Raw genomic sequence first — 23,714 nt, forward strand, 5'->3', positions numbered from 1 at the left:
ATGGAAATTGAAGGGAGGCGGCCGCTTCAGTTGACCTGCCGGGCGTTGTCTTGCCAGTAGGGAGCGCGCAGGTCGCGCTTGAGGATCTTGCCGGCCGCGGACAGCGGCATCTCGCCACGGAACTCGATGCTCTTCGGGCACTTGTAGCCGGCAATGAACTGGCGGCAGTGCTCGCGCAGCGCGGCTTCGTCCGCCTGCGCGCCGGGCTTGAGCACGACCACGGCGTGCACGGCTTCGCCCCAGCGCGCATCGGGCATGCCGATCACGGCGCACGACGCCACCGCCGGATGGCGCGAGAGCACGTTCTCGACTTCCGCCGAATAGACGTTCTCGCCCCCGCTGACGATCATGTCCTTGAGGCGGTCGACGATGAACAGGTAGCCGTTTTCATCCATGTAGGCGCCGTCGCCGGTGTGCAGCCAGCCGCCGCGCAAGGTCTCGGCTGTTTCGGCGGGCTTGTTCCAGTAGCCCTGCATGACATTGGGGCCGCGCACCACGATCTCGCCCACGGAATTGCGCGGGACTTCAATCCCCTGCTCGTCGACGATCTTCACGGTGACGCCGAAGCCGGGGCGACCGGCCGAGCGGTACAGGCCGCTGGCGCGGCCTTCCGGGCCATGGTTGGCCGGCGGATTCACGGAGACCACCGGGGCAGCCTCGGTCAGGCCGTAGGCGTGATAGAACTGCACCTGCGGCAGCGCGGCCAGCGCCGCGTCGAGCAGGCCGGCGCTGATCGGCGAGGCGCCGTAGTTGATGCGCTGCAGGCCGCTCAGGTCATGGCTCGCGAAGTCGGGATGGGACAACACTGCCTGCAGCATGGTCGGCACCAGCAGGATCTCGTTGACCTTCTCGCTCACCATGGTCTCCAACACCTCCCTGGCATCGAAGGCCGGGATCAGCGCGTGCGTGGCGCCGGCGATGAACAGCGTCACGGCCTTGGCCATGGCCGCGGTATGGAACAGCGGGCAGGCGTGGAGGGTGATGGTGTCTTCGGGGCACGGGTACTGGGCCATGCGCGAGATCGCCGATGACCACAGGTTCATGTGCGACTGCATCACGCCCTTGGGCTTGCCCGTGGTACCGCCGGTGTACATGATGGCGGCAAGGTCGTCGCCGCCGCGCAGCGCGTCATCGACCGGCTCGGCATCGGCCACCAGCTGCTCGTACGACAGCATGCCGTCCGGCGCCGGGCCGTCGCCGGCGTGGATCAGCAGCGGCTTGCGGCTGGCGCCTGCCACAATGCCCGCCACCATGGGCAGGAAGTGGTCGTCGACGATCAGGATGCCGGTGTCGCAGTCGTCCAGCGAGTAGACGATCTCCGGCACGCTCCAGCGGGTATTGACGGGATTGAGCACGCCGCCGCCCCACCAGACGGACAGCATGTATTCGATGTAGCGGTCGGAGTTCAGCGCCAGCATGCTGACGCGGTCTCCTTCGGCCATGCCGAGCTGGCGCAGGGCGCCGGCCAGGCGCGCGACGCGGTCGCCAAGCTGGCGGAAGGTCTGGCGGCGGGTACGGAAAACGGTGGCGGTGCGGTCGGGCGTTTGCTGCAGGCAGCGGTGCAGCCCCTGGGTCAGGTACATACTGCGAAGTCTCCGGTGGCGCGGTGGCGCGGTGTCGCGGCGGCGGACGTGGCGCCCCGCTGTAGTCGGCCACTTTAGGAGCCGCCCGCTCGCCTGTCGTCCGCCGAAGGGAGGAAAATCCCGCCAGCCGCCAAATCGTCCGAAAGAACTACGACAGGCGTACATCACCGTGGAACAATCGCGTTTTTCCTGAGTCAGACACCTGAAATGCGTATGATTCATCACAAATCACGCAATATCGCAGGGCGACTCGCCGAATCAGCCATGCGCACAGGAGTAGAGGAGATTCCCTTGCCCGCCGACCCCGCCTCGACCGGAACCATCAGCGAACCTGGCCTGCCGGGGCTGGTGGCGTCCAAGCTGGTGCCTCCGGCCAGCCGGCGACGCTCGCGCGGCCGCAGCTGGTGCAGTGCATGCTCGATGCCAGCGCCGCACGCCTGATCCTGATCCGCGCGGCCGCCGGCTTTGGCAAGACCACGCTGATGCAGCAGTACGCCGCCCAGTGCGCGGCGCGCCAGCGCGGCACGGCATGGCTGCGCGTGGACAGCGGCGACAACGACCTGCAGCGTTTCCTGGTCCACCTGGACGCCGGCCTCCAGGCCCTGCATGGCAAGCGCAAGGCCGCGCGGCCCCCCGCTCCCGCCAGTGAGCCGGCCGGGCCGTGGCTGGCGCACCGCATCATCGAACAAGTCGCGGGCGCCGTGCTGCCGTTCAGCATCCTGCTCGACGACTTCGAGGCCGTGCAGAGCGCCTCGGTCCTCAATTTCGTGCAGCAGCTCATCGAGGCCATGCCGCCATGCGGGACGCTGGTGATCGCCTCGCGCGTGACTCCCGAGATCGGCCTGGGGCGCATCCGCGCGCGCGGGCACCTGCTCGAGATCCATCCGGCGCAACTGCGCTTTACGCTGGAGGAAGCCACCGCCCTGATCCGCGAACGCTGCCACCTGCCCCTGAGAGACAACGAGATCGCCACCTTGCATCGCTGCACCGAAGGCTGGGCCACGGCGATCTACCTGGCCACGCTGTCGCTGCAGACCCGCACGGACCACGCGGCCTTCGTCGCCTCGTTCTCGGGCACCAACCTCGAGCTGGCCGAATACCTGGCCGAGGACATCCTGGCGCAGCAAACCGAGGCCTGCCGCACCTTCCTGCTCGAGACCAGCGTGCTGGGCCAGCTCAGCGCGCCGTTATGCGACGCGGTCACGGGCCGGCAGGACAGCCGCGCGATGATCGACTATCTCGAGCGCGCCAACCTGCTGCTGTTCCCGCTGGACGGCGACCGGACCTGGTATCGCTATCACCAGCTTTTCGCCAGCTTCCTGCAGCACCGCCTGGACCTGCAGCAGCCCGGACGCGCCACGGCGCTGCACCGCGCCGCCGCACACTGGTATCTCGAGCAGAACCGGCCGGTGCCGGCGGTGGACCACCTGCTCCAGGACGGGCTGCACGAGGAAGCGCTGCACGAGATCGCGCGCCATGCCGATGCGCTGCTCAGCGCCGGGCGCGTGCGGCTGCTGGTGCGCTGGCTGGACCAGATCCCGCCACAAGCGCTGGCGCGCTATCCGCGCCTGCGGCTGGCGCGTGCGTGGGCGCTGCTGCTCAACCGGCGCTACCCCGATGCCCAGCAGGCCATCGAATCCATCCAGGCGGAACTCGACGACAGCGCCGCCAGCCAGCGGCTCGCCGTGGAGGCGGAAACCATCCGCTGCGTACTGCTGGTCATGACCGACCAGGTGGAAGCCTGCCGCCAGGCCAGCATGGGCCAGATCAACCGGCTCGGGCCGGAGGACCTGTTCCAGTCCTGCATCCTGGCCAATTCGCTCGCGTACAGCCTGATCTGCACGCACCGCTACGACGACGCGCGCGGCGTGCTGTCGCGCGCGATCCAGCGCGGCGCCGATGAGCGCTCGGTATTCATGCGCAGCATCGCCGATTGCCTCGAGGGCATCATCGACCTGGTGCAGGGCCGCCTGGGCAACGCGCTGGCGCGCTTCCACACCGCCTCCACGCGCACCTGGGACGACGCGCGCGGCGACATTACCGGCGACAAGCCCGCCATCGACACCTCATGGGCGCTGGCCCTGTATGAGAACGACGCGCTCGACGAGATGGCCCGGCTGCTGGCCGACGCACTGCCCTACACCAAGGCCAACGGACCGCCCGACTCGGTCATCGGCTGCCACGTGATGAGCGCGCGCCTGGCGCTGCTGCGCGGCGACAAGGAGCAATGGCTGCGCGTGCTGGCGGAGCTGGAGCAGCTCGGCCAGCAGGTCAACGCCGAACGTTCGGTGTGCTCGGCATGGCTGGAGCGGGCCCGCGTGGCCACGCTCGAGGGCCGGCTCGAGGCCGCCGAGCAGGCGCTGCGCGCGGTCGATCTCTATGGCGGCTGGGAAGCGCTCGATACCGCCGGCCACGCCAGCGACATCGACCGGCCGTCGATCGCGCGGCGCCGGCTGGAGATCGCGCAGGGACAGCATGCCCAGGCACTCGCCGCGCTGGACGCGGCCATTGCCGCCGCCACGGCGCAGCAACGCTACTGGCGCCTGATCAAGCTGCGCATCCTGCGCGCCGCGGCGCTGGACGGCCTGGCGCGGCATGACGATGCGCTGCAGGAGATCACCGAAGCGTTGCGCCTGGCGAGCCATGAAGGCTTCCTGCGCACGTTCCTGGATGAAGGCGACCGGGTGGCCGCGCTCGTGCGCAACTGGGCATCGGCACACCAGGCGCACGCAGCCAGCCTGGGCATCGCACCCCAGTTCGTCACCCGGCTGCTCGGCAAGCTGCCCGGCGCCTCCCCCGGCCACGACGCCGAGCCCGCGCTGGTGGCCGGCCTGTCGGACAGCCTCACGGCGCGCGAACTGGAGGTGCTGCAGATGCTGTCGGCGGGCCTGCGCAACCGCGCCATCGCGGAGCGGCTGTTCCTGTCCGAACTGACGGTCAAGTCACACCTGCGCAAGATCAATACGAAGCTCGGCGCACAGAACCGTACCGAAGCGGTTGCCATCGGCCGCGCGCGCGGGCTGATTCCCTGAGGGCAGGACGCCGGCCTGCGTACCGGTATGCTGAGCCCCGCACGCACGCGCGCGCGCGGCGAACTTGCGCGCCGCCTGCTCGACGCAGGATGTTCAGATCATCATCGGATAATCGGATTGAAGCCGTAACCGCTGTCCGCATTGAGCACACTTACCCCGGCGGCGTACCTGAATGCGCTCATGTCCGACGAAGCACCATGCAGGTAGCCGTGGCAGTCGCCACCAGTTCCCCGTCCTGGCGCAGTTCCCCGACCACGTTGCAGACATTGCGGCCGCGCCGCTCCAGCCGCGCGCGCCCTTGCAGCGGGCCAGCCTGCGCGGGCCGCAGGAACGAGAGATTCAGGTTCAGCGTCGAGCAGAATTCGCCATCGGCCAGCGTCGCGGTGACAAGCATCGCGGTCACATCGTCCAGCATGGCGCCCAGCATGCCGCCCTGCACCTGGCCAGCCGGATTGAGGAAGGCCTCGGTGGCCACGTAGTCGGATTCGAGCGAGCCGGCCTCCGGATCGGCGCAGCGGACCACTCCCCCCAGCAGGCCGGCGACAGCCGGCAGCGGGGCTTCGCCGCGCAGCATCCTCGTGAAATAGTTGACGTTGCTCATCGTATGCATAGGGTCAACGGCCGGAAAAGCGCGGCACGCGCTTTTCCCGCCATGCCAGTGCGCCTTCGCGCAGGTCGTCGGAAGCATCGGCCGCGGCGATGTCTTGCGCCAGCCCGTCGGTATCGAGCTCGCCGCGGGCAATGCGGTTCAGGTGCTTCTTCATGCCAAGCAGCGCCAGCGGCGCCATGCCCGCCAGTGCCTCGCTCCAGTGCGCCGTCAGTGCGCGCAGCGCTTCGGGACATTCTTCCAGCCGATCCAGGTACCCGCACGCCAGCATGGCGGCCGCGTCGAACTTGTCGGCCATCAGCAGGATGCGCTTGGCCGTGGCCAGGCCCAGCCGCGTGACATAGCGCTCCATGCCGCCGCGGTAGAACAGCAGGCCCAGGCGCGCGGCAGGCACGGACATTTCCGTGCCGACCGCGCCGAAGCGGAAGTCGCACGCCAGCGCCAGGTCGGTGGCGCCGCCATAGACGCCGCCATGCAGCACGGCAATCGTGACCGGCCGCGCCTGTTCGAGCGCGTTGGCCAGTGCCTCGAAGCGGGCACCGGCATCGGCGCCGCCAAGGCGGCCGATATTGAACCCGCTGCAGAAATGCCGGCCCTGTCCCTCGATGCGCAGCACGCGTATGCGGCTGTCCGCGTCCACGGTCTGCAGGTACTGGCGCAACAGGTCAAGGTCCTCCGGCTCCAGCCGGTTCGCCACCTCGGGGCGGCGCAGGGTGATGACTGCGATATGGCCGTCGACGGCCAGTTCCGGCGGCTGTCCTTGCGGGGTCTCGCTCATGGCATCCGGCCTCGCTCAGTGAAAGCCGTAGATCCGCATGGTGGTCTCGCCCGCCTCCACCCGCCTGAGAATGGCGGCTTCGGTGGCCTCGCGGTCCTGTGCCTTGCGAACAACCTCCGCCGCGCGGCCGCGCGGCACCACCACCACGCCGTCACGGTCGCCCACGACCAGGTCACCCGCCTCCACACGAGCACCGCCGACCAGCACCGGCGCATTGAGCCAGCCGATCGCGCCGTAGTCCTTGCCGGTACCGCGGATGCACAGGCCGCGCGCGAACACCGGAAAGCCGATCTCCTCGAGCAGCACGCCGTCGCGCACGCAGCCGTCGATGACCAGCCCGCCGAGGTGCTTCACCTTGGCGGCAGTGGTCATGATCTCGCCCCAGTAGCCGTGCTCGTAGGCACCGCTCACATGCACCACCAGCACGTCGCCGGGCTGCGCGATGTCGATGGCGCGGTGCAGCCAAAGGTTGTCGCCGCCAGGCGAATGGACCGTCAGTGCCGGGCCGCAGATGCGGAACTCCGGTGCCACGGGCTTGATGGCCGGCGACACTACGCCGATCTTGCCGCCCGCTTCATGCAGCGTGGCGGTGGGCAGCGCGCGCGCATCGTTCACGATCCCGGCGCTGACCCGCTCGAATTCACGGATCATGGTGCTGCTTGCGTCGTGTTCCGCCATGGTCAGGCTCCCTTGGTCTGCAGCTGGTGGTAGCGGAACTGGCGGCGCGCCTCGTCCAGACGCATGCCGCCACGCACGGCTTCGCGGATCGCGTTTTCGGCGTGCTCGATCTGCTCGGCGGTGTCGAGCACCGCGGCTTCGTGCTCGCGCGGGATGACCACCACGCCATCGGCGTCACCACGCAGGATGTCGCCGGGCTGCACGCGCGCATCGCCGATATTGACCACCACGTTGGTGGCTTCCACCTGCACGCGGTCCTTGCCCGTGCGCATCCAGTGGTCCTTGCTGAACACCGGGTAGCCGAGCTGGCGGCACAGCGCAACATCGCGGCACACACCGTCGATCACGGTGCCGGCAATGCCGCGGCGGTGCGCGATCTCGGTCAGGATGTCGCCCCAGACCGTGGCATTGTCGCGGCCGCCATTGTCGAGCACGAGGATGCTGCCCGGGGGCACGTCGTCTATGTAGTCGCCCACGGTGCCCGGCGGGTTCGATGCCGGGCCATACAGCAGTGTGTAAGCGCGGCCAGCCGTGGCGAAGCCCTCGCCACGGGCCTTGATGCGGTAGCACTGGCCGGCGATGCCGTGCTTGTCCAGCGCGTCGCTCAGCGTGGCGGTATCCAGCTTCGCCGCGCGCGCGACGTTGATGTCCTGTGGTTCGCTCATCTCTCTCAACCCTTCAGCATGTGTTCGTAGTTGCCGCCCATGACTTCCCCGATGGGCGTGCCGCCCAGGATGGCCTTTGCCATCACGGACTCCTTGCGCACGATGGCTTCGGCCGTCTCCAGCACGCGCGCGATGTCACGGGCGGCGATGAAGATCACGGCACTGCGGTCGGCGACCACGTAATCGCCCTCTTCCACCGTCACGTTGCCAATCTGCACAGGCACGTTGGTGCCTTGCTCCACCACTCGGCTGCGCGCAGTGAACGCGGTCAATGCGCGGCTGAACACGGGGAAGTCGAAATCGAGCGCTTCATCGATATCGCGCACCGGGCCGTCCGCCACGACGCCGGCGACGCCGCGCGCCTTGGCCCCGAGCGACAGCAGCCCGCCCCAGCTTCCCGCCTCCACGCCGGTGCGCTGCTCGACGACGATGATGTTGTCCGGGCCCGCCTGTTCGATGGCCGTGCAGCCGAGATGGCGCGTCGGGCCGGGCGGCGGCGCGCCGGTGCCGAGCTTGACGGTGATGGCCCGGCCGGCAATGCGCCCCGCGCCGGAGCGCTGCGGCAGGCCCGTCACGGTGCCTGGCAGCTGGAGCTTGTCGAGCGCGTCGGATACCGCGCAGCAATCGAGCCGGCGCAGGCGTTGTACGTTGGATTCGGTTTCACTCATGGTCGTTGGTATGGCTTTGGTTCGGTTATTCAATCCAGCGTCTGCCAGGCCGCGAAGCACAGGCCCGTGCCGGTCAGCGCAGGCGTGCGGTAGCCCGGGACATAGGAAACCCATTCAAGGTCGAGGTCGCGCACGGCCTCGACGGCGATCAGCCAGTTGCGGATTTCGGAGCTGCCCGCCTGGAGCTGGCGCGGATCCAGCGAGGCGAGGAAGCCGGTGTCCTTGCGGCGGATGGCGTCGATGATCGCGTTGTCGAGCTCGGCATCGACCACGAAGTGGCTCAGGCCGCCCGAGGCCAGCACGCCCACGCGCAGGTCTTCGGGATAGGCGGCGATCAGCTCGCGCAGCGCGGCGCCAAGCTGGATGCATCGGCGCGGCGTCGGCTGGTTGGGCGGGTCAAAGGTATTGACGATGACCGGCACCACCGGCAAGTCCAGCCCTTGCAGGTAGCGGCGGTGGATGAACGAGAACGCATGGCCTTCGAACTGGCCGCGCTCGAGCCCGTCCATCGCGGTGATGTCGAAGTCGCGGTCGCACAGCTCGCGGATCATCCAGCGGCCCATGTCGGCGTTGACCGGGTAGTCGCGGTCGGCGTCGGGCTCCTGGCGAGCCATGCGGGCCTTCTTGTACCAGCCGTCGGAGGCGCTTTCGTCGCGCTTCGCATTGCGGATGGTATTGCCGTAGTAGATCGCGAAAGCCGGGTTGTTGGTCGTGCGAAACAGCTCGGTCTGGTCATCGCCAACCACCAGCAGCACGTCGAGCCGGGCGGCGCGGATGCGGTCACGCAGTTCGTCCATGGCCGCTTCGGCCTGGTCGTAGCGCTCGCCCATGCGCTCGGGCGTCACCATGGACTCGGCATCGTCCGGGGCGATCGCGAGCAGCGCTTCATAGGTAGTCGGGTTGCCGGCGCGGTCGAAGTAGTGCGGGTTCTTCGGATCGACCTGGCGGAAGCCGTGTTGCCAGTCTTCACGCTGGCACACCAGCATGATGCTGTGGGAGGAACCGAAAGCGGCGACGAGTCTTGCCATGGAAGTGTCCTTCGTTCAAACAATGTAGGCGGCGCGCAGCTCGCCCACCTGTGCCGCGCTGTAGCCAAGCTCGCGCAGGATGTCGTCGGTATTGGCGCCCTGCTCCGGCGCGGGCTGCGGCGGCAGGTCGCGCGGATAGCGCGACAGGCGCATCGGCTGGCCGACCAGAGCGACATCGCCAAGCTCGGCGTGCTGCATCGGCCAGGCCACGCCAAGGTGCTTCACCTGCGGATCGGCAAACACCTGGTCCACGCGATGGATCGGGCCGCACGGCACGCCGGCCTTCAGCAAGCGCTCGGTCCATTCGGCGGTGGTGCGCGTGCGCAGCGCCGCCTCGATCGCGGCATTGACCTTGTCGCGGTTGCGCACGCGCTCCGGATCGGAACCCAGGCCGGGCTCGTCGACAAGGTGCGGCACTTCCAGCGCCTCGCACAGGCGCTTCCACATGGTCTGGCCGATCGCGGCGATGTTCAGGTAGCCGTCGCTGGTGGCGAACACGCCCGTGGGCACGGTCAGCGGATGCTCGTTGCCGGTCTGTTCGGGAATCTTGCGGTCGACCAGCCACTGCGCGGCCTGGAAGTCCAGCATGGCGATCTGCGCTTCCAGCAGCGAGGTCTGCACCCACTGCCCCTCGCCCGATGCCTCGCGCTCCAGCAGCGCCGTGAGGATGCCCATCGCGCAGAAGTGGCCCGCGCACAGGTCGGCGAGCGGGATACCGACGCGCATCGGGCCTTCGCCCGGCTTGCCGGTCACGCTCATCAGCCCGCCCATGCCCTGCGCAATGGAGTCGAAGCCGGGCCAGCCCGCGTAAGGGCCATCCTGGCCGAAGCCGGAAATGCTGGCGTAGATCAGCCGCGGGTTCACCGCGCGCAGCGCGTCCGGGCCGATGCCGAGGCGGTGCTTCACGTCGGGGCGGTAGTTCTCGATAAAGACGTCGGCGCGGCTGACCAGCTCATGCAGGATCCGCACGCCCTCGGGCGTCTTCATGTTGAGCGTGAGGCTTTCCTTGTTGCGGTGCAGGTTCTCGTAGTCAGCGCGGTTATGGTCGCGTCCGCCGATCATGTCGTCGCCGCCCGGCGCGCCCGGCGGGATCTCCAGCTTGATCACGCGCGCGCCCATGTCGGCGAACAAGCGCACCGCGGTAGGGCCGGCACGCACGCGCGAGGCGTCGAGGATGGTGAAGCGGGACAGCGGGCCCTTGCGCTCGCCCGTGCCGTGTTCGTTGTGTCGGGTGTCAGCCATGGTCGTTGCCTCTGGTCTTTATGCCGGGGTGAACATCGGCACGGCGTAGCCGCCATCGCTCGGCTTGAACACGACCTTCACGCGCTGGCCGATCTCGATCTCGCGCGGGTCGCAGTCCACCAGGTTGGTCATCATCGTCACGCCTTCGTCCAGCCGGACGTAGGCGAGCGTCCACGCGGCCTCGCCCTTGCCCATGGTGCTGAACGAGTAGACCGTGCCGAAGCCGCTGGCATCGCGCCATTCGGTGCGGTCGGACTGGCAGTGCGGGCAGATGTCGCGCGGGTAGTAGTGCGGTGCGTGGCAGTCCAGGCACGATTTCAGCAGCAGGCGGCCGGCGTCCGCGGCTTCCCAGAACGCCTGGCTTTCCGGCAGCGTGCGCGGCGCGGGGATCTTGCGCGGGCCGGCGGGCGGCGCCTTGGCCGCGGCGTTGGCCGGAGTGGCGGGTGTGTTCATGGTGTTCATTCCCTTTCAAGAATCAGCGTGGCCGCGGTATGGCGCGAAGCCAGCGCGCCGCCGATGCCGCTGGCCAGTGCGAGGTCGCAGTTGCCGACCTGCACCGCGGGATGCGCCTCGCCGCGCAGCTGGCGCACCGCCTCGATCACCTTGGTGACGCCGCCGCGGTTGGCCGGATGGTTGTTGCACAGGCCGCCGCCATCGGTGTTGAATGGCAGGCGTCCCACGCCGGAAATCAGGCCGCCGTCGGCAACGAACTTGCCGCCCTCGCCCTTCTTGCAGAAGCCCAGGTCTTCGAGCTGCATCAACACGGTGATGGTGAAGCTGTCGTACAGCGACGCGTACTTGATGTCGGCGGGCGTGACACCGGCCTCGGCGAATGCGGCCGGGCCCGACCACGCGGCGGCAGACCACGTCAGGTCGATATTGCCGCCCATGGCGTGCTTGGGCGCTTCGCCGGTGCCGCGCACCTTCACCAGCGGGCGCTTGAGCTGGCGCGCGATCTCGGGGCGCGCCACGATCAGCGCCCCGCCGCCGTCGCTCATCACGCAGCAGTCCAGGCGGTGCAAGGGGTCGGCGACCATCGGTGAATTGACTACGTCTTCCACCGTCACCACGTTGCGCAGCATGGCGTACGGATTGTGCTGGGCGTGATGCGACGCGGCCACCTTGATCCACGCGAGCTGCTCGCTGGTGGTGCCGAACTCGTACATATGGCGTTTCGCCACCATCCCGTAGAGGTTCTGCGTGGCCGGGCCGAAGGGCAGCTCGAAGGCCACGTCGGGCGCGTCCGGGTCCGGCGCCCTCAGCGCCAGCGCGGCACCGGCTGCGCGGGGGCGCCCCGCCAGCGTGATCAGCGCGACGTTGCAGCGCCCCGCGGCGATGGCCTCGGCGGCATGCGCGACGTGCAGAATCGGCGCGGAACCGCCGCATTCGGTGGAATCCACGTGGCGCGGCTTCAGGCCGAGGTATTCCACGATCGTGGTGGTCCCGAGGCCGGGCGCATCGCCAGCGCAGAAGTAGCCGTCGACATCGGCGGCGGTGAGGCCGGCGTCGGCCAGCGCGCCGCGGGCCACATCGGCATGCAGTCGCGCGACCGACAGGTCATCGGCTTTGCGTGTGGGATGCTCGTACGCTCCCACGATGTAGGCGGATCCGTTCAGGGTCATGATGAAAGGCAGGTACTTGGGAAGAGATGCCGGGCGCCGTTCCGGGCGTCACTGGTCGGGGGTGAAGCCACTGGCCTTGATCACCGGCCCCCAATAGGCGAGTTCCTTGCGCTGGAGGCGTTCCAGCTCCGCGGCCGGCCGGAAGTCGGGGTGCAGCGTGGCGCGCGTCTGCAGCGTGGCGCGCACGTCAGGCATGGCAAGGACCTTGCCGAGCGCCGCCTGCATGCGGTCCAGTTCTGCCTTGGGCGTGCGAGCCGGAGCCCAGATGCCGGCCCAGGCTTCGCCGCTGTCGACCGCCACGCCCTGCTCCGTCGCCGTGGGCACGCCCGGCAGCAGCGGCGAGCGCGCCGCGCCGAATACGGCAATGATGCGAACCTTGCCGCTCTTGGCATGCGGCAGGATGTCCCCCGCGGTCATCACGGCCGATGAAAGCTGCCCGCCGAGCAGGTCGGTGACGAGCGGGCCGTTGCCCTTGTAAGGCACGACGTTCATCGGGACACCAATGGCCTTGCCAAACTGCAGGCCGGTGAAGTGCGTCTGCCCGCCCAGGCCGGCGGTGCCAAACATGGCCTTGCCGGGGTGCGCCTTCACCCATTCCACGAAGCCCTTCATGTCGGTGACGCCCGTCTGGCTGCTGACCACCAGCGCCAACGGATAGGAAATCACCACCGCGACGGGCGTCAGGTCAGCCAGCAGGTCGTACTTGAGCGTGGCGGGCGGGTACAGCAGCGTGGGGAAAATGGCGGTGGCATTCGGCGCGACCATATAGGTCAATCCGTCCGGCGCGCTGTGCTTGAGCATGCCGGTCGCCACGCGGCCACCCGCGCCGGGACGGTTGTCGACGATCACGGTCTGGCCGAGTTCGCCCTGCAGCTTCTCGGCCAGCACGCGCGCGACGGTATCGGTGGAGCCGCCTGGCGGGAAGCCGACCAGGAACTTGATTGGCTGCTTCTCCTGCGCCTGCGCGCCGCAGGCGAATGCCAGGCCGAGTGCCAGCACACCGCAAGCTGACCTTAGGGTATGGATGAGGGCCATCGTCTTTGTCTCCTGTGTGTATTTTTTGAACCGGCCAGGCGCCGCTTAGCTTTGCCTGGCCTGCCTGGCGAAACTCGCCAGGTGGTACCCGGCATCGCCGAACAGCTGGTTGATGACCATCAGGCGCTTGGCGTAGTGGCCGACGCGGCATTCGTCGGTCATGCCCATGGCGCCGTGCATCTGGATTGCCCACTGCCCGACCTGCCGGCTCGCCTGGCCGATCACCGTCTTGGCCGCCGAGACCAGCCGACGGCGCTGCACCGGATCGCCGTCGGCGACCGCCATGGCGGCCACGCAGGCCATCGACTTGCACTGTTCGAGCGCGATCAGCATGTCCGCGACACGGTGCTGCAGCACCTGGAACTTCGCCAGCAGCGAACCGAACTGCTTGCGCGTTTTCAGTTGCTCCGCGGTCAGGTCCAGCAGGGCTTCGAGCGCGCCGACGGCCTCCGCGCATAGCACGGCATTCGCGCGGTCAGCGGCGGCAACGATCACCGGCAGCGCGGCGCCAGCCTGGCCCAGTACCGCGTCGGCACCGGCGCCGACTTCGCGCAGCGTGAGGTGCGCGGCGCTGCGGCCATCCAGCGTGCGGAACTCGCGCACGGCCAGGCCTGGCGCGTCGGCCGGCACCAGGAAAAGCGTCACACCCTGCTCGTCGGCGGCATCGCCGGCGGTGCGCGCCGCCACGATGAAGGCATCGGCCTGCGCGCCATCGAGCACGAGCGACTTGGCACCGTCGAGAACCCAGCCGTCGCCATCAGGGCGCGCCAGCGTGCTGACGCGCGACAGCTCATAGCGGGCGTCTGCCTCGCCAATGGCCAGGGCCAACCGTGCCTCGCCCTCTGCCAGGGCCGGCAGCCACTGCTGCCGCTGCGTTGGCGTGCCGGCCTCGTCGAGCAGTTGCCCGGCCAGCACCACGCTTGACAGCCACGCACCGCCACCAAGCGCCCGGCCTAGTTCCTGCGCCACGAGCATCATTTCGGTCGGCCCCTGCTCGCTGCCGCCCATGTCTGCCGCGAGCGGCAAGCCGAGCAGGCCAAGGTCGGCCATGGCGGCCCAGCGCGCGGCGGCCTCCTCGGCGGTCTCGGCGTCGCCACGTCGATGCGCGGGGTACTCGCCGTCGCAGAAGCGGCGCACCGCATCGCGCAGCGCGATATGTTCGTCGTTGAGTGAAAAATCCATGGTCTCGGTACGGTGTCAGGCCGCGAGGAAGGCCTTGCTGATCAGGTTGCGCTGCACTTCGTTGACGCCGCCATAGATCGACAGCTTGCGCGCGTCGAGGTAGTTGGCCGCCAGCGCCGACAGTTCGAGCGGGCTGGCGGGTTCGTCCAGCTCGCCGCGCAGCGCCGACTCCTCGAAGGGCACGGCATGCGGGCCCGCCACTTCCACGAGCAGTTCGTAGATGGCCTGGCGCAGCTCGGTGCCGCGCACCTTGAGCATCGACGCCTCCACCGCCGGCACCCGGCTCTGCTGGTTGGCGCTGAGCAGGCGCAGCGCGGTGAATTCCAGCGCCAGCAGTTCGATCTCGAACTGCGCCAGGCGCGACTGCAGCACCGGATCGCCGTCCAGCCCCTCGCTGGCCGCGAGCGCTCGGGCGCGTTGCAATTGCTGCTTGCACGAGCCGATGCCCGCGATGCCGGTGCGCTCATGGCCCAGCAGGTATTTGCCATAGGACCAGCCCTTGTTCAGCTCGCCCACCAAGTTCTCCACCGGCACCCGCACATTGTCGAGGTAGCACTCATTCAGGTCGGTGCCGCCTTCGAGCATGCGGATGGGCCGGACCTCAACGCCCGGGGTATTCATGTCGATCAGCAGGAACGAGATGCCCTCCTGCGGCTTGGCCGCGTTCGGGTCGGTGCGCACCAGCGCGAACATCATCGAGCACCAGTGCGCATATGAGGTCCACACCTTGTGGCCATTGACCACGAAATGCTTGCCGTCCGGTTCCAGCACCGCGGTGGTCCGCACCGCCGCCAGGTCGGAGCCGGCGCCGGGCTCGGAAAAGCCCTGCGCCCACCACGTATTGCTCTGGCGGATGTCCGGCAGGTACTTCGCCTTCTGCTCGGGCGTGCCGAAGGCGATCAGCACCGGCCCCAGCATCTGGATGCCGCTGGCGATGATGCGCGGCGCGCCGCCCAGCATGGTTTCCTCGTCGAAGATATAGCGCTGCACGTGGCTCCAGCCCGGTCCGCCATGTTCCACGGGCCAGCCCGGCGTCAGCCAGCCGCGCGCTTCGAGAATACGGAACCAGGTCACATAGTCGGCATGCTCCAGGCGCAGGCCGAGTTCGACCTTGCGCCGGATGTCCGAGGGCAGCTTCGCCTTGACGAAGGCGCGCACCTCCTGGCGGAACGCTTCGTCGGCAGGGGAAAAAGTCAGCTTCATGGTGTCTATGCTGCGGGTTCAGGCTTGCGGGACGCAGACGACCAGCGCATCGAGCGCGAGCACGCGGTCGGGATAGGCCACCAGCGGGTTGACATCGATCTCGGTGATCGCGGGGTTGGCACGCATCTGCGCGCCGATCAGCGTCACGGCCCGCGCAATGGCCGCCACGTCGACTGCCGCCGCGCCACGGATGCCACGCAACAGGGACGCCGCCTTGAGCCGGCCCAGTTCCGCGATCACATCAGCTTCAGCGAGATCCGCCGGAATCAGCCGCACATCCTTCAGCGCCTCGATCCACACACCGCCCAGGCCCACCAGTACGACCGGCCCCCAGCCTTCATCGCGTCGTGCGCCAACCACCAACTCCAGCCCGCGCGGGCCCATCGCCTCGACCAGCACACCGTCGAGCGTCAGCCCTGGACGGTGGGTGGCGATGTTTTCCTGCAGGCGGCTCCAGCCCGCACGCAGCGCAGCTTCATCGGTCAGGCCGACGATCACGCCGCCCACATCGCTCTTGTGCGGCAGCTCGCTTGCCTGCGCCTTGATCACCACCGGGTAGCCGATGCGCGCGGCAATCGCCGCCGCTTCGTCGGCACTCGTTGCCAATGCACCTTCGGGCACAGTCAACCCGGCCGCGGCCAGCCACGCCTTGCCCTGATATTCCGCGAACACGCCCGAAGGCGGAACCGTGCCGGGCAACCGCACCGCCGCGGGAAGCGACTGGCTGGCCCGATCGGCGCGCTGCAGCGCTTCGCCATAGGCCGACACCCGGGCAAGCGCGCGCAGCGCGCGGTCGGGCGAACGGAAGAACGGCACGCCGCTGGCGCGGATGGCGTCGACAAAGAAAGGCTCGATGGGGCCGCTGTCGCCGGTCACGACCAGCACTGCCGGCTTGCCGGCGCGGGCCAGCGCCGGGACGATGTGCTCGGCCTTGTCGCGCTGCGCTACTTCGGGCCCGGCGGGAATGCTGAGCACGATGCTGCCCACGGCCGCGTCGGACAGCATGGTCAGCAGCACTTCGCCGACCAGGCCGGGGTTGCGCACGCCGATGGTGGTGTAGTCGAGCGGGTTCTCGGCCACCGCGTAGTCCGGCAGCATGGCCTTGAGGCGTGCCGTCGTCTCCTCGCCGAGGGGCGGCAACTCCAGTCCCAGCCCGTCGCAGAAGTCCAGCGCGACGTTCTTCATCGCGCCGGACCCGGTCATAAAAGCCGGGCCGCCAGCAGGCGGCACCGGGAAACGCAGCAGGATCGCTGCAGCGTCGACAAGCTCGTCAGGGGTGTCGACGAGCACGACCGCCTCGCGCGCCAGCGCCACGCAGGCGGTGGCGTGATCGCCGGCCAGCGCGCCAGTGTGGGACTGGGCCGCTTCGCGCGCCTTCTCGCTGCGGCCCGGCATCAGCATCACGATGGGCTTGCCGGCCTGGCGCGCCTTGCGCGCCAGCGCGAGGAAGGTACGAGGGCGCCGCACCTGTTCGGCGTACACGGCCAGCACACGGGTCTGCGGGTCGTCGATGTAGTGGGCAACGAAATCCTCGACGCCGAGCGACGCCTCATTGCCCGTGGATACCACGGCGGTCAGCGGCAGTGCGCGCCCGACGAAGGCGTCGCGCATGTTCGCTGCCATCGCCCCGCTTTGCGCCACCACGCCGATACCCGGGCGACCGCCGCACGGATAGGGCTGGACGGCCTCGAAGGTCACGGGCACGCCGGCCTCGAAATTCGTGAAGCCCATGCAGTTCGGCCCGAGCAGCAGCATGCCGGCGTCGCGCGCCGCGGCGGCCAGCTGGTCCTGCCGCTCACGGCCGGCCTCGCCGGTCTCCGCATAGCCGGACGCGAACAGGACCGCCGCGCGGGTGCCCTTCGCGGCCAGGCTGCGCACGGCATCGAGCACGCCCGCCTCGGGAATCGCCAGCACGGCCAGGTCGATCCCGGCGGGAAGTTCATCCACCGTTTTCACACAGGCGCGGCCGCTGATCTCGGTACTGCTGCGGCTGACCAGGTGAATGACGCCGGCGTAGCCGAAGCGCTCGAGGTTAGCCAGCACGAACCCGCCAAAGGACCGCGGGTCCGCCGAAGCGCCGACGATACAAACGGAGCCCGGACTGAGGACGCTGGTCACGGCGGCCACCGTGGCTTGCGCCGCCGGTGTAGGCCGTCCGGCCTGCGGAAAATCAGAGGTCTTCATGGGTTGAGTCTTCCTGGAAATGGCGTTTGCCTTGCGTTGAAAGAATTCTGGCATACCAGAACCGTAGTTTCAATACACCAGAAAACACTTTATCTCGAACAATCATAGGGAGTTTCCCTTAGACGGGCGGTATCTCCAGCCTTTTTAAAAGCAAGCGGGGAAGTCGGCAACACCGCTACCGAAAGGCCCTTAAAGCCCCTTTCTCCGCTGCTCTGCATTGGGCTGGAATCCATATCTGGCGCCGGATTTCGGAAAATTTCCAGCCTCGTGCGAGGAGACCGAAGGCACTGTCTCGCTCTTCAGCATAGGGAACAAACGGCGCACGATCGCGAACGCCACTCACCGGCACCATCGATGACGCCTTTGCATACCAGTATTTTTTTGTTGTATATTTTTACGCAACAACGAGATGCTTATACGCGTTTTACCGTATGCAACCACCCCTTCCGATGCCCATACCCACGCCTGCCGTCCGCCCGAGCCGGGCAGAGGACATCCGTGCCACGCTGGAGGCCGAGATCGAAGCCGGTGTCCTGTGTCCCGGCGCGCCGCTTGACGAGCGCGAACTGGCGCAGCGCTTCGGTGTATCGCGCACACCGGTGCGTGAAGCGCTGCAGCAGCTGGCCGCGCACGAACTGGTCAGCATTACCCCGCGCCAGGGCGCGGCGGTCGCGCGCCTGTCCGTCGGCAAGGTACGGGCAATGCTGGAATACGTGGGCGAGCTGGAATCCCTGGCAGCGCGGCTGGCCGCCCGCCGCGGCGACGAAGCGCTGCATGCTGCGCTCGACGCCGGCCTGTCGCTGTGCCGGCGCGTCGCGGCGACGCCCGGTGCAATCGGCTACGCCGCCGCGAATGCGGCCTTTCACGAAGCCATCTACCAGGGCTGCCGCAACGAAATCCTCGCCGGCCATATCCGCGTGGCGCGGCGGTGCCTGCAACGCTATCGCATGCGCGACTTTGCCTCCGGGCAGCAAGTGGCGAAGTCCCTGGAGGACCACCAGCGCATCGCCGATGCGATCCGCGCCGGCGACGAGCAGCAGGCTGCCGCCGCCATGGCCTTCCATGTGCCCGCGGGCACCACCGGCTTTGCCGAATTCCTGGCGACCGTGCCGGCCCATTTCTTCGAAGGCGGCCATGCCGCCGCGTCCTGACCACAGTCCCCCAATACCCCAGGCATCCCATGACCAGACCTCTCCGCTCGCTCGATGTGCCCGGCCTTGCGCACAACGCTCCCATTCCCACCGGCGCCCGCGTGGGCAATGTCATCTGCACCTCCGCCATCTCGGGCAAGGATGCGGCCACCGGTGAACTGCCCGCCGGAGCGGACGCACAGGCCGCGCACGCGTTCCGCAATCTCGCCGGCGTGCTGGCGGCCGGCGGCGGCAGCGTGGCGGACGTGGTGAAGCTCACTGTCTACGTGAAGGACAACAGCGTGCGCGACGCCATCAATGCCGAATGGCTGCAGTGCTTCCCCAACCCCGAAGACCGCCCCGCGCGGCACATCGTCGTGCATGACCTGCAGCACGGCATGCTCCTGCAACTCGAATGCCTGGCCGTCCTGGCCGGTGCCAACCAAGGCTGAACACCATGATCATCGATTCCCACGCCCACGTCGTCATGCCCCCGGAGAGCTTCCGCTACATGGCGGAACTCATCGGCGGACGCGCCAATCCGTCCACCACGCCGAAGATTCCGGATGCCTCCGTACGCAAGGCGGCCGAAGAACTGGTGCGCAGCATGGACGCCGTCGGCACCGACGTGCAGTTCATTTCTCCGCGCCCCTACCTGCAGATGCATTCGGTCAAGCCGGGCCGCGTGACGGAGCTGTGGTCACGCCACTGCAACGACATCATCGCGCGCTTCGTCGCCATGTTCCCGGACCGCTTCCGCGGCGTGGCCGGCCTGCCGCAGCACATGCTGGAATCGCCGGCCGAGCGCGCCGTGCCGGAACTGGAACGCTGCGTGAATGAACTGGGCTTCGTCGGCTGCCTGATCAATCCGGATCCGACCGAGAGCGAAGGCCCGACGCCGCCGGGTCTTGGCGATCCGTTCTGGTATCCGCTCTACGAGGCCATGACGCGCCTGGACGTGCCGGGCCTGATCCATTCCGCCGGCAGCTGCAGCGCGCGCGAGTCGTACACGCTCAAGTTCATCAACGAGGAAAGCATCGCCGTCATCTCGCTGCTGAATTCGAAGGTATTCCAGGACTTCCCGACCCTGAAGATCGTGGTGGCGCACGGCGGTGGCGCGATTCCCTACCAGATGGGCCGCTTCCGCTCGTGGTCGGTGCGCAAGGGCGAGACCGTCACGTTCGACGAGCAACTGCGCAAGCTGTACTTCGACACCTGCAACTACTCGACCGAAGCGATCGACCTGCTGCTGAAGGTGGCCGGCACCGACAACGTGCTGTTCGGCACCGAGAAGCCCGGCACCGGCAGCGCGCGCGACCCGCTGACCGACCGCGACTACGACGACATGAAGCCGGTGATCGAAGGCATCTCGTGGCTGACCGATGCGCAGCGCAAGAACATCTTCGAATGCAACTGCAGGCGCCTGTACTCGCGCGCCTTCCGCACCGACGAGGAGTGCTGACATGCCACTGACCCGCGAAGACAACGACCTGCTCACGCGCGTGGAGAATGGCGCGCCGATGGGCGAGATGATCCGCCAGCATTACTGGATTCCGGCCGTGCCCTCGGCCAAGCTGGTGGCCGACGGCGCGCCGGTGCGCGTACGCCTGCTGGGCAGCAACTACGTGGCGTTTCGCCGCACTGACGGCACGGTGGGCGTGCTCGACGAACTATGCCCACACCGCAAGACCTCGCTGCTGATGGCGCGCAACGAGGACAACGGCCTGCGCTGCATCTTCCACGGCTGGAAGCTCGACACCAGCGGCGAGGTCATCGAGGCGCCGAACCACGTCGGCGACCAGGCGCAGTTCTGCAAGCACGTGCGCGTGAACCGCTACGGCGTGCAGGAGCGCGGCGGCATCGTGTGGGTATGGCTGGGCAAGGGCGAAACACCGCCGAAGTTCCCGGACCTGCCCTTCACTTCGCTGCACGAAGACCAGCGTTCGGTCACCAGCCAGGAAGTACCGACCAACTGGGTGCAGGGCGTGGAAGCGTCGATGGATTCGTCCCACGTCGGCGTGCTGCATGAATCCACCACGCAGATCACCGCGGGCTCTGGCAACCAGCGCCTGCACATGACGAAGGCACTCGCGCCGCGGCTGGAATTCGAAGACCGCCCTTACGGCTACCGCTATGCCGCGTTGCGGCCGCTGCCCGACGACCAGTTCTATGCGCGCGTGAACAACTTCGTCATGCCGTGGTACGGCATCATCTGCGCGCCCGATGAAAAGGGTCCGAGCACGGTGTTCTTCTCGACGCCGGTGGACGATGTCACGCACCGCGCTTGGTTCGTGCATTTCAATCCGCACCGCCCGCTCGGCATGACCGTCATGTCGGCCACGCCTGATGTGTGGAACTTCCCGCCGCTGCCGCCGGGCACGCCCGCCGACAACTGGGGCCAGAACCGCGACCTGATGCGCCGCGGCCACGCCACCGGGTTTCCGCAGCACCTGGGCACCGAGGACTTCGCCATGTTCATCGGACAAGGGCCGATTGCCGACCGCACCACCGAGCAGCTCTGCTCGGCCGACGGCGCGGTGCTGCGCGTGCGCCAGGCACTGTTGAAGTCGGTCCGCGAGTTCGTGGCCGGCAAGACCCCGATGCTCGCCGACAACCCGGACCTCGACTACAGCCGGATCGTCTCGGTCGGCGGCGTGCTGCCCGCGGGCGAAGACTGGCGTTCGCTGACCACGGCGCCCTGAGCGGCCGGCGCAAGACTGAAAAGAAGACGGAGACAACAATGACCAGCCCCCGCTTCCGCTCGCGCCGCCAGCTGTTGCTGGCGGCGTGCGCAGGACTCGCCGCGCCCGCGGCTTCGTTCGCACAGTTGCGCGGCAAACCCGCCATCCGCATCCTGTTGGGCCTGCCGCCCGGTGGCGGCACCGATGCCATCGCGCGGTTCTTCGCTGATTCGCTGCCTGCGCTGCTCGATCAGCCGGTGATCATTGAGAACCGTGTTGGTGCCGGTGGCAGGCTGGCAGCCGATGCGCTGAAAACAGCCCAGCCGGACGGTCTCACCTACATGATCGCGCCAAATGCGACACCGACCTTCCAGACGCTGGTATTCGGCAAACAACTCAAATGGGATCTGTGGAAGGACTTCGAGCCGGTGGCAGGACTTGTCTCCTTCCCATGTGGCATGGCGGCCGGCACCAGGACGCAGGCGAGCAATGCTGCAGGCTTTGTACGCTGGGCCAAGGCCAATCCGGACAAGGCCAACTTCGGTGTGCCCGGACTCGGAGGCCAGAACCATTTCCTTGGCATCCAGTTCGCCAGGAGCGCGGGAATTGACCTGCCAGTGGCTCCATACAAGGGTACGCCTCCGATGATTACCGATCTCCTCGGAGACCACATCGCTAGCGCTATCACACTGCTGGAGGATTTGCGCAAGTACCACCAATCGGGGCGCGTCCGGCTGCTCGGCATTTTCAGCGACAAACGTTCCGTGTTGGCGCCAGACATCCCCACGATGGCCGAACAAGGCTTCGACGTTACCCAAGGTGACGGCTGGACTGCGATGTGGGCGCCGGCCCGCACGCCGGCAAGGGAGATCGCGCGCATACAGACGGCGCTGCGCACCATCCTGTCTTCGCCGCAATCGCGCGATTTTCTGATGAAGCAGCTTGCGGTCGTACCAGACTACCTGGATGGCCAGCAGATGGCTCGCCGCCAGCGCGCCGAACTTGAAACCTGGGCGCCTGTCATCAAGGCCTCCGGCTTCCGCGCAGAGCTCTAGAGGCAAGAGGGACACGATATGCTGAGCGAGGAAAAGAATCGCCTCTTGACCAATGTCGGCGCGGGTACACCCATGGGCGAGGTGCTGCGTCGCCACTGGCACCCGATCGCGGGCATCGATGAACTGGAGCGCGAGCCGATCAAGCCTGTTCGGCTGATGGGCGAGGACTTGGTGCTCTACAAGGACCTGAGCGGTAACTACGGCTTGGTGGACAGGCACTGCGCCCATCGCCGGGCCGATCTGGCCTATGGTTACGTGGAAACTGACGGCTTGCGCTGCAACTACCATGGCTGGTGTTACGACCATCGCGGCCGCTGCGTCGAGCAGCCCTTCGAGCAAGTGGTCGATCCGGCGGGCAGGCTACTGGACCGCGTGCGCCTCAAGGCCTATCGCGTTGCCGCCAAGGCCGGCATGCTGTGGGCGTATCTGGGGCCGGACCCGGCTCCGCAACTGCCGGACTGGGAGCCCTTCAGCTGGGCCAATGGCTTCGTCCAGGTGGTATTTGCCGAGGTCCCCTGCAACTGGCTGCAGGCGCAGGAAAACTCCATCGACCCCGTGCACTTCGAGTGGATGCATGCGAACTGGGGACGGCGGCTGCGCGGCGACCTGGGACAGCGGGCGCCGCGGCACCTGCAGCTCGCCTTCGAAGAGTTCGAGCACGGCTTTCTCTACAAGCGCATCAGCGAGGATACCGACGAGTGCCACCCGCTGTGGACCATCGGACGCGTCTGCCTGTGGCCGAACGGCTTCTTCCTCGGCGACCACTTCGAATGGCGCGTGCCGGTCGACGACACCAACACGCTGAGCGTCACCTGGTCCTTCATCCGTGTCCCGCGCGAAGCGGAGCCCTTCGTGCAGCGGGAGATTCCAAGCTGGACGAGCCCCACCCATGATCCGGCCACGGGGCGCTGGATCTCCAGCCACGTCATCAACCAGGACATCATCGCCTGGGTCGGGCAAGGACCGGTGACGGACCGCACGCGCGAGAACCTGGGCGCCAGCGACAAGGGCATCGCCATGATCCGCCGGCGGCTGCTCGACGATATCGACTCGGTAGCGCAAGGGCGCGACCCCAAGGGCGTCATCCGCGACGCGCAGGCCAACCACCGTCTGGTGCTGCCGTGCGATTCACGCGACTTCTTCCTCAACGGGCTGCCGCGCGCCGAATACGAGTGCCATCCGAAGTGGAACAAGCTGCTACGCCACTTCATCTTCCACGCCGGACAGCCGGAAGCCGTCCGGCGTGCCTACGAGGCCGCCACTGGCGTCGCGATCGAGGACATCGACGTCGTGGATATCTGAGCGCCGGCACCTGCCCCGCTGCGAAGCCCATGGCCGCTG

Annotated in this window: 22 protein-coding genes; 8 read left to right on the plus strand and 14 right to left on the minus strand. The window is 67.9% G+C overall.

All coding sequences use genetic code 11. The features are described 5' to 3' along the window. Window positions 1-26: 26 nt before the first annotated feature. The gene (locus AC3FNH_RS20270) at window positions 27-1,583 is read right to left on the minus strand and encodes a long-chain-fatty-acid--CoA ligase (protein WP_488721361.1); all 1,557 of its coding nucleotides are present in this window, start codon (window positions 1,581-1,583) and stop codon (window positions 27-29) included. 291 nt (window positions 1,584-1,874) lie between these two features. On the opposite strand from AC3FNH_RS20270, the gene AC3FNH_RS20275 reads away from it, so the two are divergent. Continuing rightward, a complete protein-coding gene (locus tag AC3FNH_RS20275) occupies window positions 1,875-2,024 on the plus strand; it encodes a hypothetical protein (protein ID WP_488721362.1) in 150 nt (49 codons plus the stop codon). Further along, window positions 1,997-4,615 carry a winged helix-turn-helix domain-containing protein gene (locus AC3FNH_RS20280; protein WP_488721363.1) on the plus strand — a complete coding sequence of 873 codons (2,619 nt, stop codon included), beginning with the start codon at window positions 1,997-1,999 and terminating at the stop codon, window positions 4,613-4,615. The genes AC3FNH_RS20275 and AC3FNH_RS20280 overlap by 28 nt, the downstream gene beginning before the upstream one ends. A gap of 178 nt (window positions 4,616-4,793) precedes the next feature. Here AC3FNH_RS20280 and AC3FNH_RS20285 read toward each other — a convergent pair whose 3' ends face one another. Genes AC3FNH_RS20285 through AC3FNH_RS20345 form a run of 13 tightly spaced genes read right to left on the minus strand, consistent with a single transcriptional unit; the run spans window position 4,794 to window position 17,507 of the window. Beyond that, window positions 4,794-5,216, minus strand: coding sequence for a PaaI family thioesterase (locus AC3FNH_RS20285; protein WP_488721364.1), 423 nt, complete (start codon window positions 5,214-5,216; stop codon window positions 4,794-4,796). Window positions 5,217-5,229: 13 nt separating this feature from the next. Continuing rightward, on the minus strand, window positions 5,230-6,000 hold the full coding sequence (locus AC3FNH_RS20290) for an enoyl-CoA hydratase/isomerase family protein (RefSeq protein ID WP_488721365.1): 771 nt from the start codon (window positions 5,998-6,000) through the stop codon (window positions 5,230-5,232). Between the two features lie 15 nt (window positions 6,001-6,015). Beyond that, a complete protein-coding gene (locus tag AC3FNH_RS20295) occupies window positions 6,016-6,678 on the minus strand; it encodes a 4-carboxy-4-hydroxy-2-oxoadipate aldolase/oxaloacetate decarboxylase (RefSeq protein ID WP_488721366.1) in 663 nt (220 codons plus the stop codon). 2 nt (window positions 6,679-6,680) lie between these two features. Beyond that, entirely contained in the window at window positions 6,681-7,343 is a 663-nt protein-coding gene (locus AC3FNH_RS20300) for an RraA family protein (RefSeq protein WP_488721367.1), read from the minus strand. Window positions 7,344-7,348: 5 nt separating this feature from the next. After that, window positions 7,349-8,011: an RraA family protein gene (locus tag AC3FNH_RS20305; RefSeq protein WP_276102168.1), complete on the minus strand. Its 663-nt coding sequence runs from the start codon at window positions 8,009-8,011 to the stop codon at window positions 7,349-7,351. 29 nt (window positions 8,012-8,040) lie between these two features. Then, window positions 8,041-9,039 carry a DODA-type extradiol aromatic ring-opening family dioxygenase gene (locus AC3FNH_RS20310; protein ID WP_488721368.1) on the minus strand — a complete coding sequence of 333 codons (999 nt, stop codon included), beginning with the start codon at window positions 9,037-9,039 and terminating at the stop codon, window positions 8,041-8,043. Between the two features lie 15 nt (window positions 9,040-9,054). Next, a complete protein-coding gene (locus AC3FNH_RS20315) occupies window positions 9,055-10,281 on the minus strand; it encodes a CaiB/BaiF CoA transferase family protein (RefSeq protein WP_488721369.1) in 1,227 nt (408 codons plus the stop codon). Between the two features lie 18 nt (window positions 10,282-10,299). Further along, window positions 10,300-10,734 carry a Zn-ribbon domain-containing OB-fold protein gene (locus AC3FNH_RS20320; RefSeq protein WP_276102171.1) on the minus strand — a complete coding sequence of 145 codons (435 nt, stop codon included), beginning with the start codon at window positions 10,732-10,734 and terminating at the stop codon, window positions 10,300-10,302. A 5-nt stretch (window positions 10,735-10,739) separates the two neighbouring features. Continuing rightward, the gene (locus AC3FNH_RS20325) at window positions 10,740-11,903 is read right to left on the minus strand and encodes a thiolase domain-containing protein (RefSeq protein WP_488721370.1); all 1,164 of its coding nucleotides are present in this window, start codon (window positions 11,901-11,903) and stop codon (window positions 10,740-10,742) included. 48 nt (window positions 11,904-11,951) lie between these two features. Next, on the minus strand, window positions 11,952-12,938 hold the full coding sequence (locus tag AC3FNH_RS20330) for a Bug family tripartite tricarboxylate transporter substrate binding protein (RefSeq protein WP_488721371.1): 987 nt from the start codon (window positions 12,936-12,938) through the stop codon (window positions 11,952-11,954). A gap of 45 nt (window positions 12,939-12,983) precedes the next feature. Continuing rightward, window positions 12,984-14,120, minus strand: a complete 1,137-nt coding sequence (locus tag AC3FNH_RS20335; RefSeq protein WP_488721372.1) for an acyl-CoA dehydrogenase family protein — start codon at window positions 14,118-14,120, stop codon at window positions 12,984-12,986. A gap of 15 nt (window positions 14,121-14,135) precedes the next feature. After that, the gene (locus AC3FNH_RS20340) at window positions 14,136-15,323 is read right to left on the minus strand and encodes an acyl-CoA dehydrogenase family protein (RefSeq protein WP_488721373.1); all 1,188 of its coding nucleotides are present in this window, start codon (window positions 15,321-15,323) and stop codon (window positions 14,136-14,138) included. Window positions 15,324-15,341: 18 nt separating this feature from the next. Then, on the minus strand, window positions 15,342-17,507 hold the full coding sequence (locus AC3FNH_RS20345) for an acetate--CoA ligase family protein (protein WP_488721374.1): 2,166 nt from the start codon (window positions 17,505-17,507) through the stop codon (window positions 15,342-15,344). A 431-nt stretch (window positions 17,508-17,938) separates the two neighbouring features. Here AC3FNH_RS20345 and AC3FNH_RS20350 point away from each other — a divergent pair, with 431 nt between their 5' ends. Genes AC3FNH_RS20350 through AC3FNH_RS20375 form a run of 6 tightly spaced genes read left to right on the plus strand, consistent with a single transcriptional unit; the run spans window position 17,939 to window position 23,675 of the window. After that, entirely contained in the window at window positions 17,939-18,658 is a 720-nt protein-coding gene (locus AC3FNH_RS20350; protein WP_488721375.1) for a GntR family transcriptional regulator, read from the plus strand. A gap of 29 nt (window positions 18,659-18,687) precedes the next feature. Continuing rightward, complete coding sequence (locus AC3FNH_RS20355) at window positions 18,688-19,089, plus strand: RidA family protein (RefSeq protein WP_276102178.1); 402 nt, start codon at window positions 18,688-18,690, stop codon at window positions 19,087-19,089. A gap of 5 nt (window positions 19,090-19,094) precedes the next feature. Next, window positions 19,095-20,099 carry an amidohydrolase family protein gene (locus AC3FNH_RS20360; protein WP_276102180.1) on the plus strand — a complete coding sequence of 335 codons (1,005 nt, stop codon included), beginning with the start codon at window positions 19,095-19,097 and terminating at the stop codon, window positions 20,097-20,099. Between the two features lies 1 nt (window position 20,100). Beyond that, window positions 20,101-21,339 (plus strand): Rieske 2Fe-2S domain-containing protein, encoded by a 1,239-nt coding sequence (locus AC3FNH_RS20365; RefSeq protein ID WP_488721376.1) that lies wholly within the window; start codon window positions 20,101-20,103, stop codon window positions 21,337-21,339. A 38-nt stretch (window positions 21,340-21,377) separates the two neighbouring features. Then, window positions 21,378-22,373 (plus strand): tripartite tricarboxylate transporter substrate-binding protein, encoded by a 996-nt coding sequence (locus tag AC3FNH_RS20370; protein ID WP_276102182.1) that lies wholly within the window; start codon window positions 21,378-21,380, stop codon window positions 22,371-22,373. Window positions 22,374-22,391: 18 nt separating this feature from the next. Next, window positions 22,392-23,675 (plus strand): Rieske 2Fe-2S domain-containing protein, encoded by a 1,284-nt coding sequence (locus tag AC3FNH_RS20375; RefSeq protein WP_488721377.1) that lies wholly within the window; start codon window positions 22,392-22,394, stop codon window positions 23,673-23,675. The last annotated feature ends 39 nt before the right edge of the window (window positions 23,676-23,714 follow it).

This window comes from Cupriavidus sp. 22TCCZM01-5 (assembly GCF_057798915.1).

Coding starts and splice junctions, on each gene's coding strand:
- AC3FNH_RS20270 (WP_488721361.1), bottom strand. CDS start 1,583: ATGTACCTGACCCAGGGGCTGCACCGCTGCCTGCAGCAAACGCCCGAC.
- AC3FNH_RS20280 (WP_488721363.1), top strand. CDS start 1,997: ATGCTCGATGCCAGCGCCGCACGCCTGATCCTGATCCGCGCGGCCGCC.
- AC3FNH_RS20285 (WP_488721364.1), bottom strand. CDS start 5,216: ATGAGCAACGTCAACTATTTCACGAGGATGCTGCGCGGCGAAGCCCCG.
- AC3FNH_RS20290 (WP_488721365.1), bottom strand. CDS start 6,000: ATGAGCGAGACCCCGCAAGGACAGCCGCCGGAACTGGCCGTCGACGGC.
- AC3FNH_RS20295 (WP_488721366.1), bottom strand. CDS start 6,678: ATGGCGGAACACGACGCAAGCAGCACCATGATCCGTGAATTCGAGCGG.
- AC3FNH_RS20300 (WP_488721367.1), bottom strand. CDS start 7,343: ATGAGCGAACCACAGGACATCAACGTCGCGCGCGCGGCGAAGCTGGAT.
- AC3FNH_RS20305 (WP_276102168.1), bottom strand. CDS start 8,011: ATGAGTGAAACCGAATCCAACGTACAACGCCTGCGCCGGCTCGATTGC.
- AC3FNH_RS20310 (WP_488721368.1), bottom strand. CDS start 9,039: ATGGCAAGACTCGTCGCCGCTTTCGGTTCCTCCCACAGCATCATGCTG.
- AC3FNH_RS20315 (WP_488721369.1), bottom strand. CDS start 10,281: ATGGCTGACACCCGACACAACGAACACGGCACGGGCGAGCGCAAGGGC.
- AC3FNH_RS20320 (WP_276102171.1), bottom strand. CDS start 10,734: ATGAACACACCCGCCACTCCGGCCAACGCCGCGGCCAAGGCGCCGCCC.
- AC3FNH_RS20325 (WP_488721370.1), bottom strand. CDS start 11,903: ATGACCCTGAACGGATCCGCCTACATCGTGGGAGCGTACGAGCATCCC.
- AC3FNH_RS20330 (WP_488721371.1), bottom strand. CDS start 12,938: ATGGCCCTCATCCATACCCTAAGGTCAGCTTGCGGTGTGCTGGCACTC.
- AC3FNH_RS20335 (WP_488721372.1), bottom strand. CDS start 14,120: ATGGATTTTTCACTCAACGACGAACATATCGCGCTGCGCGATGCGGTG.
- AC3FNH_RS20340 (WP_488721373.1), bottom strand. CDS start 15,323: ATGAAGCTGACTTTTTCCCCTGCCGACGAAGCGTTCCGCCAGGAGGTG.
- AC3FNH_RS20345 (WP_488721374.1), bottom strand. CDS start 17,507: ATGAAGACCTCTGATTTTCCGCAGGCCGGACGGCCTACACCGGCGGCG.
- AC3FNH_RS20350 (WP_488721375.1), top strand. CDS start 17,939: ATGCAACCACCCCTTCCGATGCCCATACCCACGCCTGCCGTCCGCCCG.
- AC3FNH_RS20355 (WP_276102178.1), top strand. CDS start 18,688: ATGACCAGACCTCTCCGCTCGCTCGATGTGCCCGGCCTTGCGCACAAC.
- AC3FNH_RS20360 (WP_276102180.1), top strand. CDS start 19,095: ATGATCATCGATTCCCACGCCCACGTCGTCATGCCCCCGGAGAGCTTC.
- AC3FNH_RS20365 (WP_488721376.1), top strand. CDS start 20,101: ATGCCACTGACCCGCGAAGACAACGACCTGCTCACGCGCGTGGAGAAT.
- AC3FNH_RS20370 (WP_276102182.1), top strand. CDS start 21,378: ATGACCAGCCCCCGCTTCCGCTCGCGCCGCCAGCTGTTGCTGGCGGCG.
- AC3FNH_RS20375 (WP_488721377.1), top strand. CDS start 22,392: ATGCTGAGCGAGGAAAAGAATCGCCTCTTGACCAATGTCGGCGCGGGT.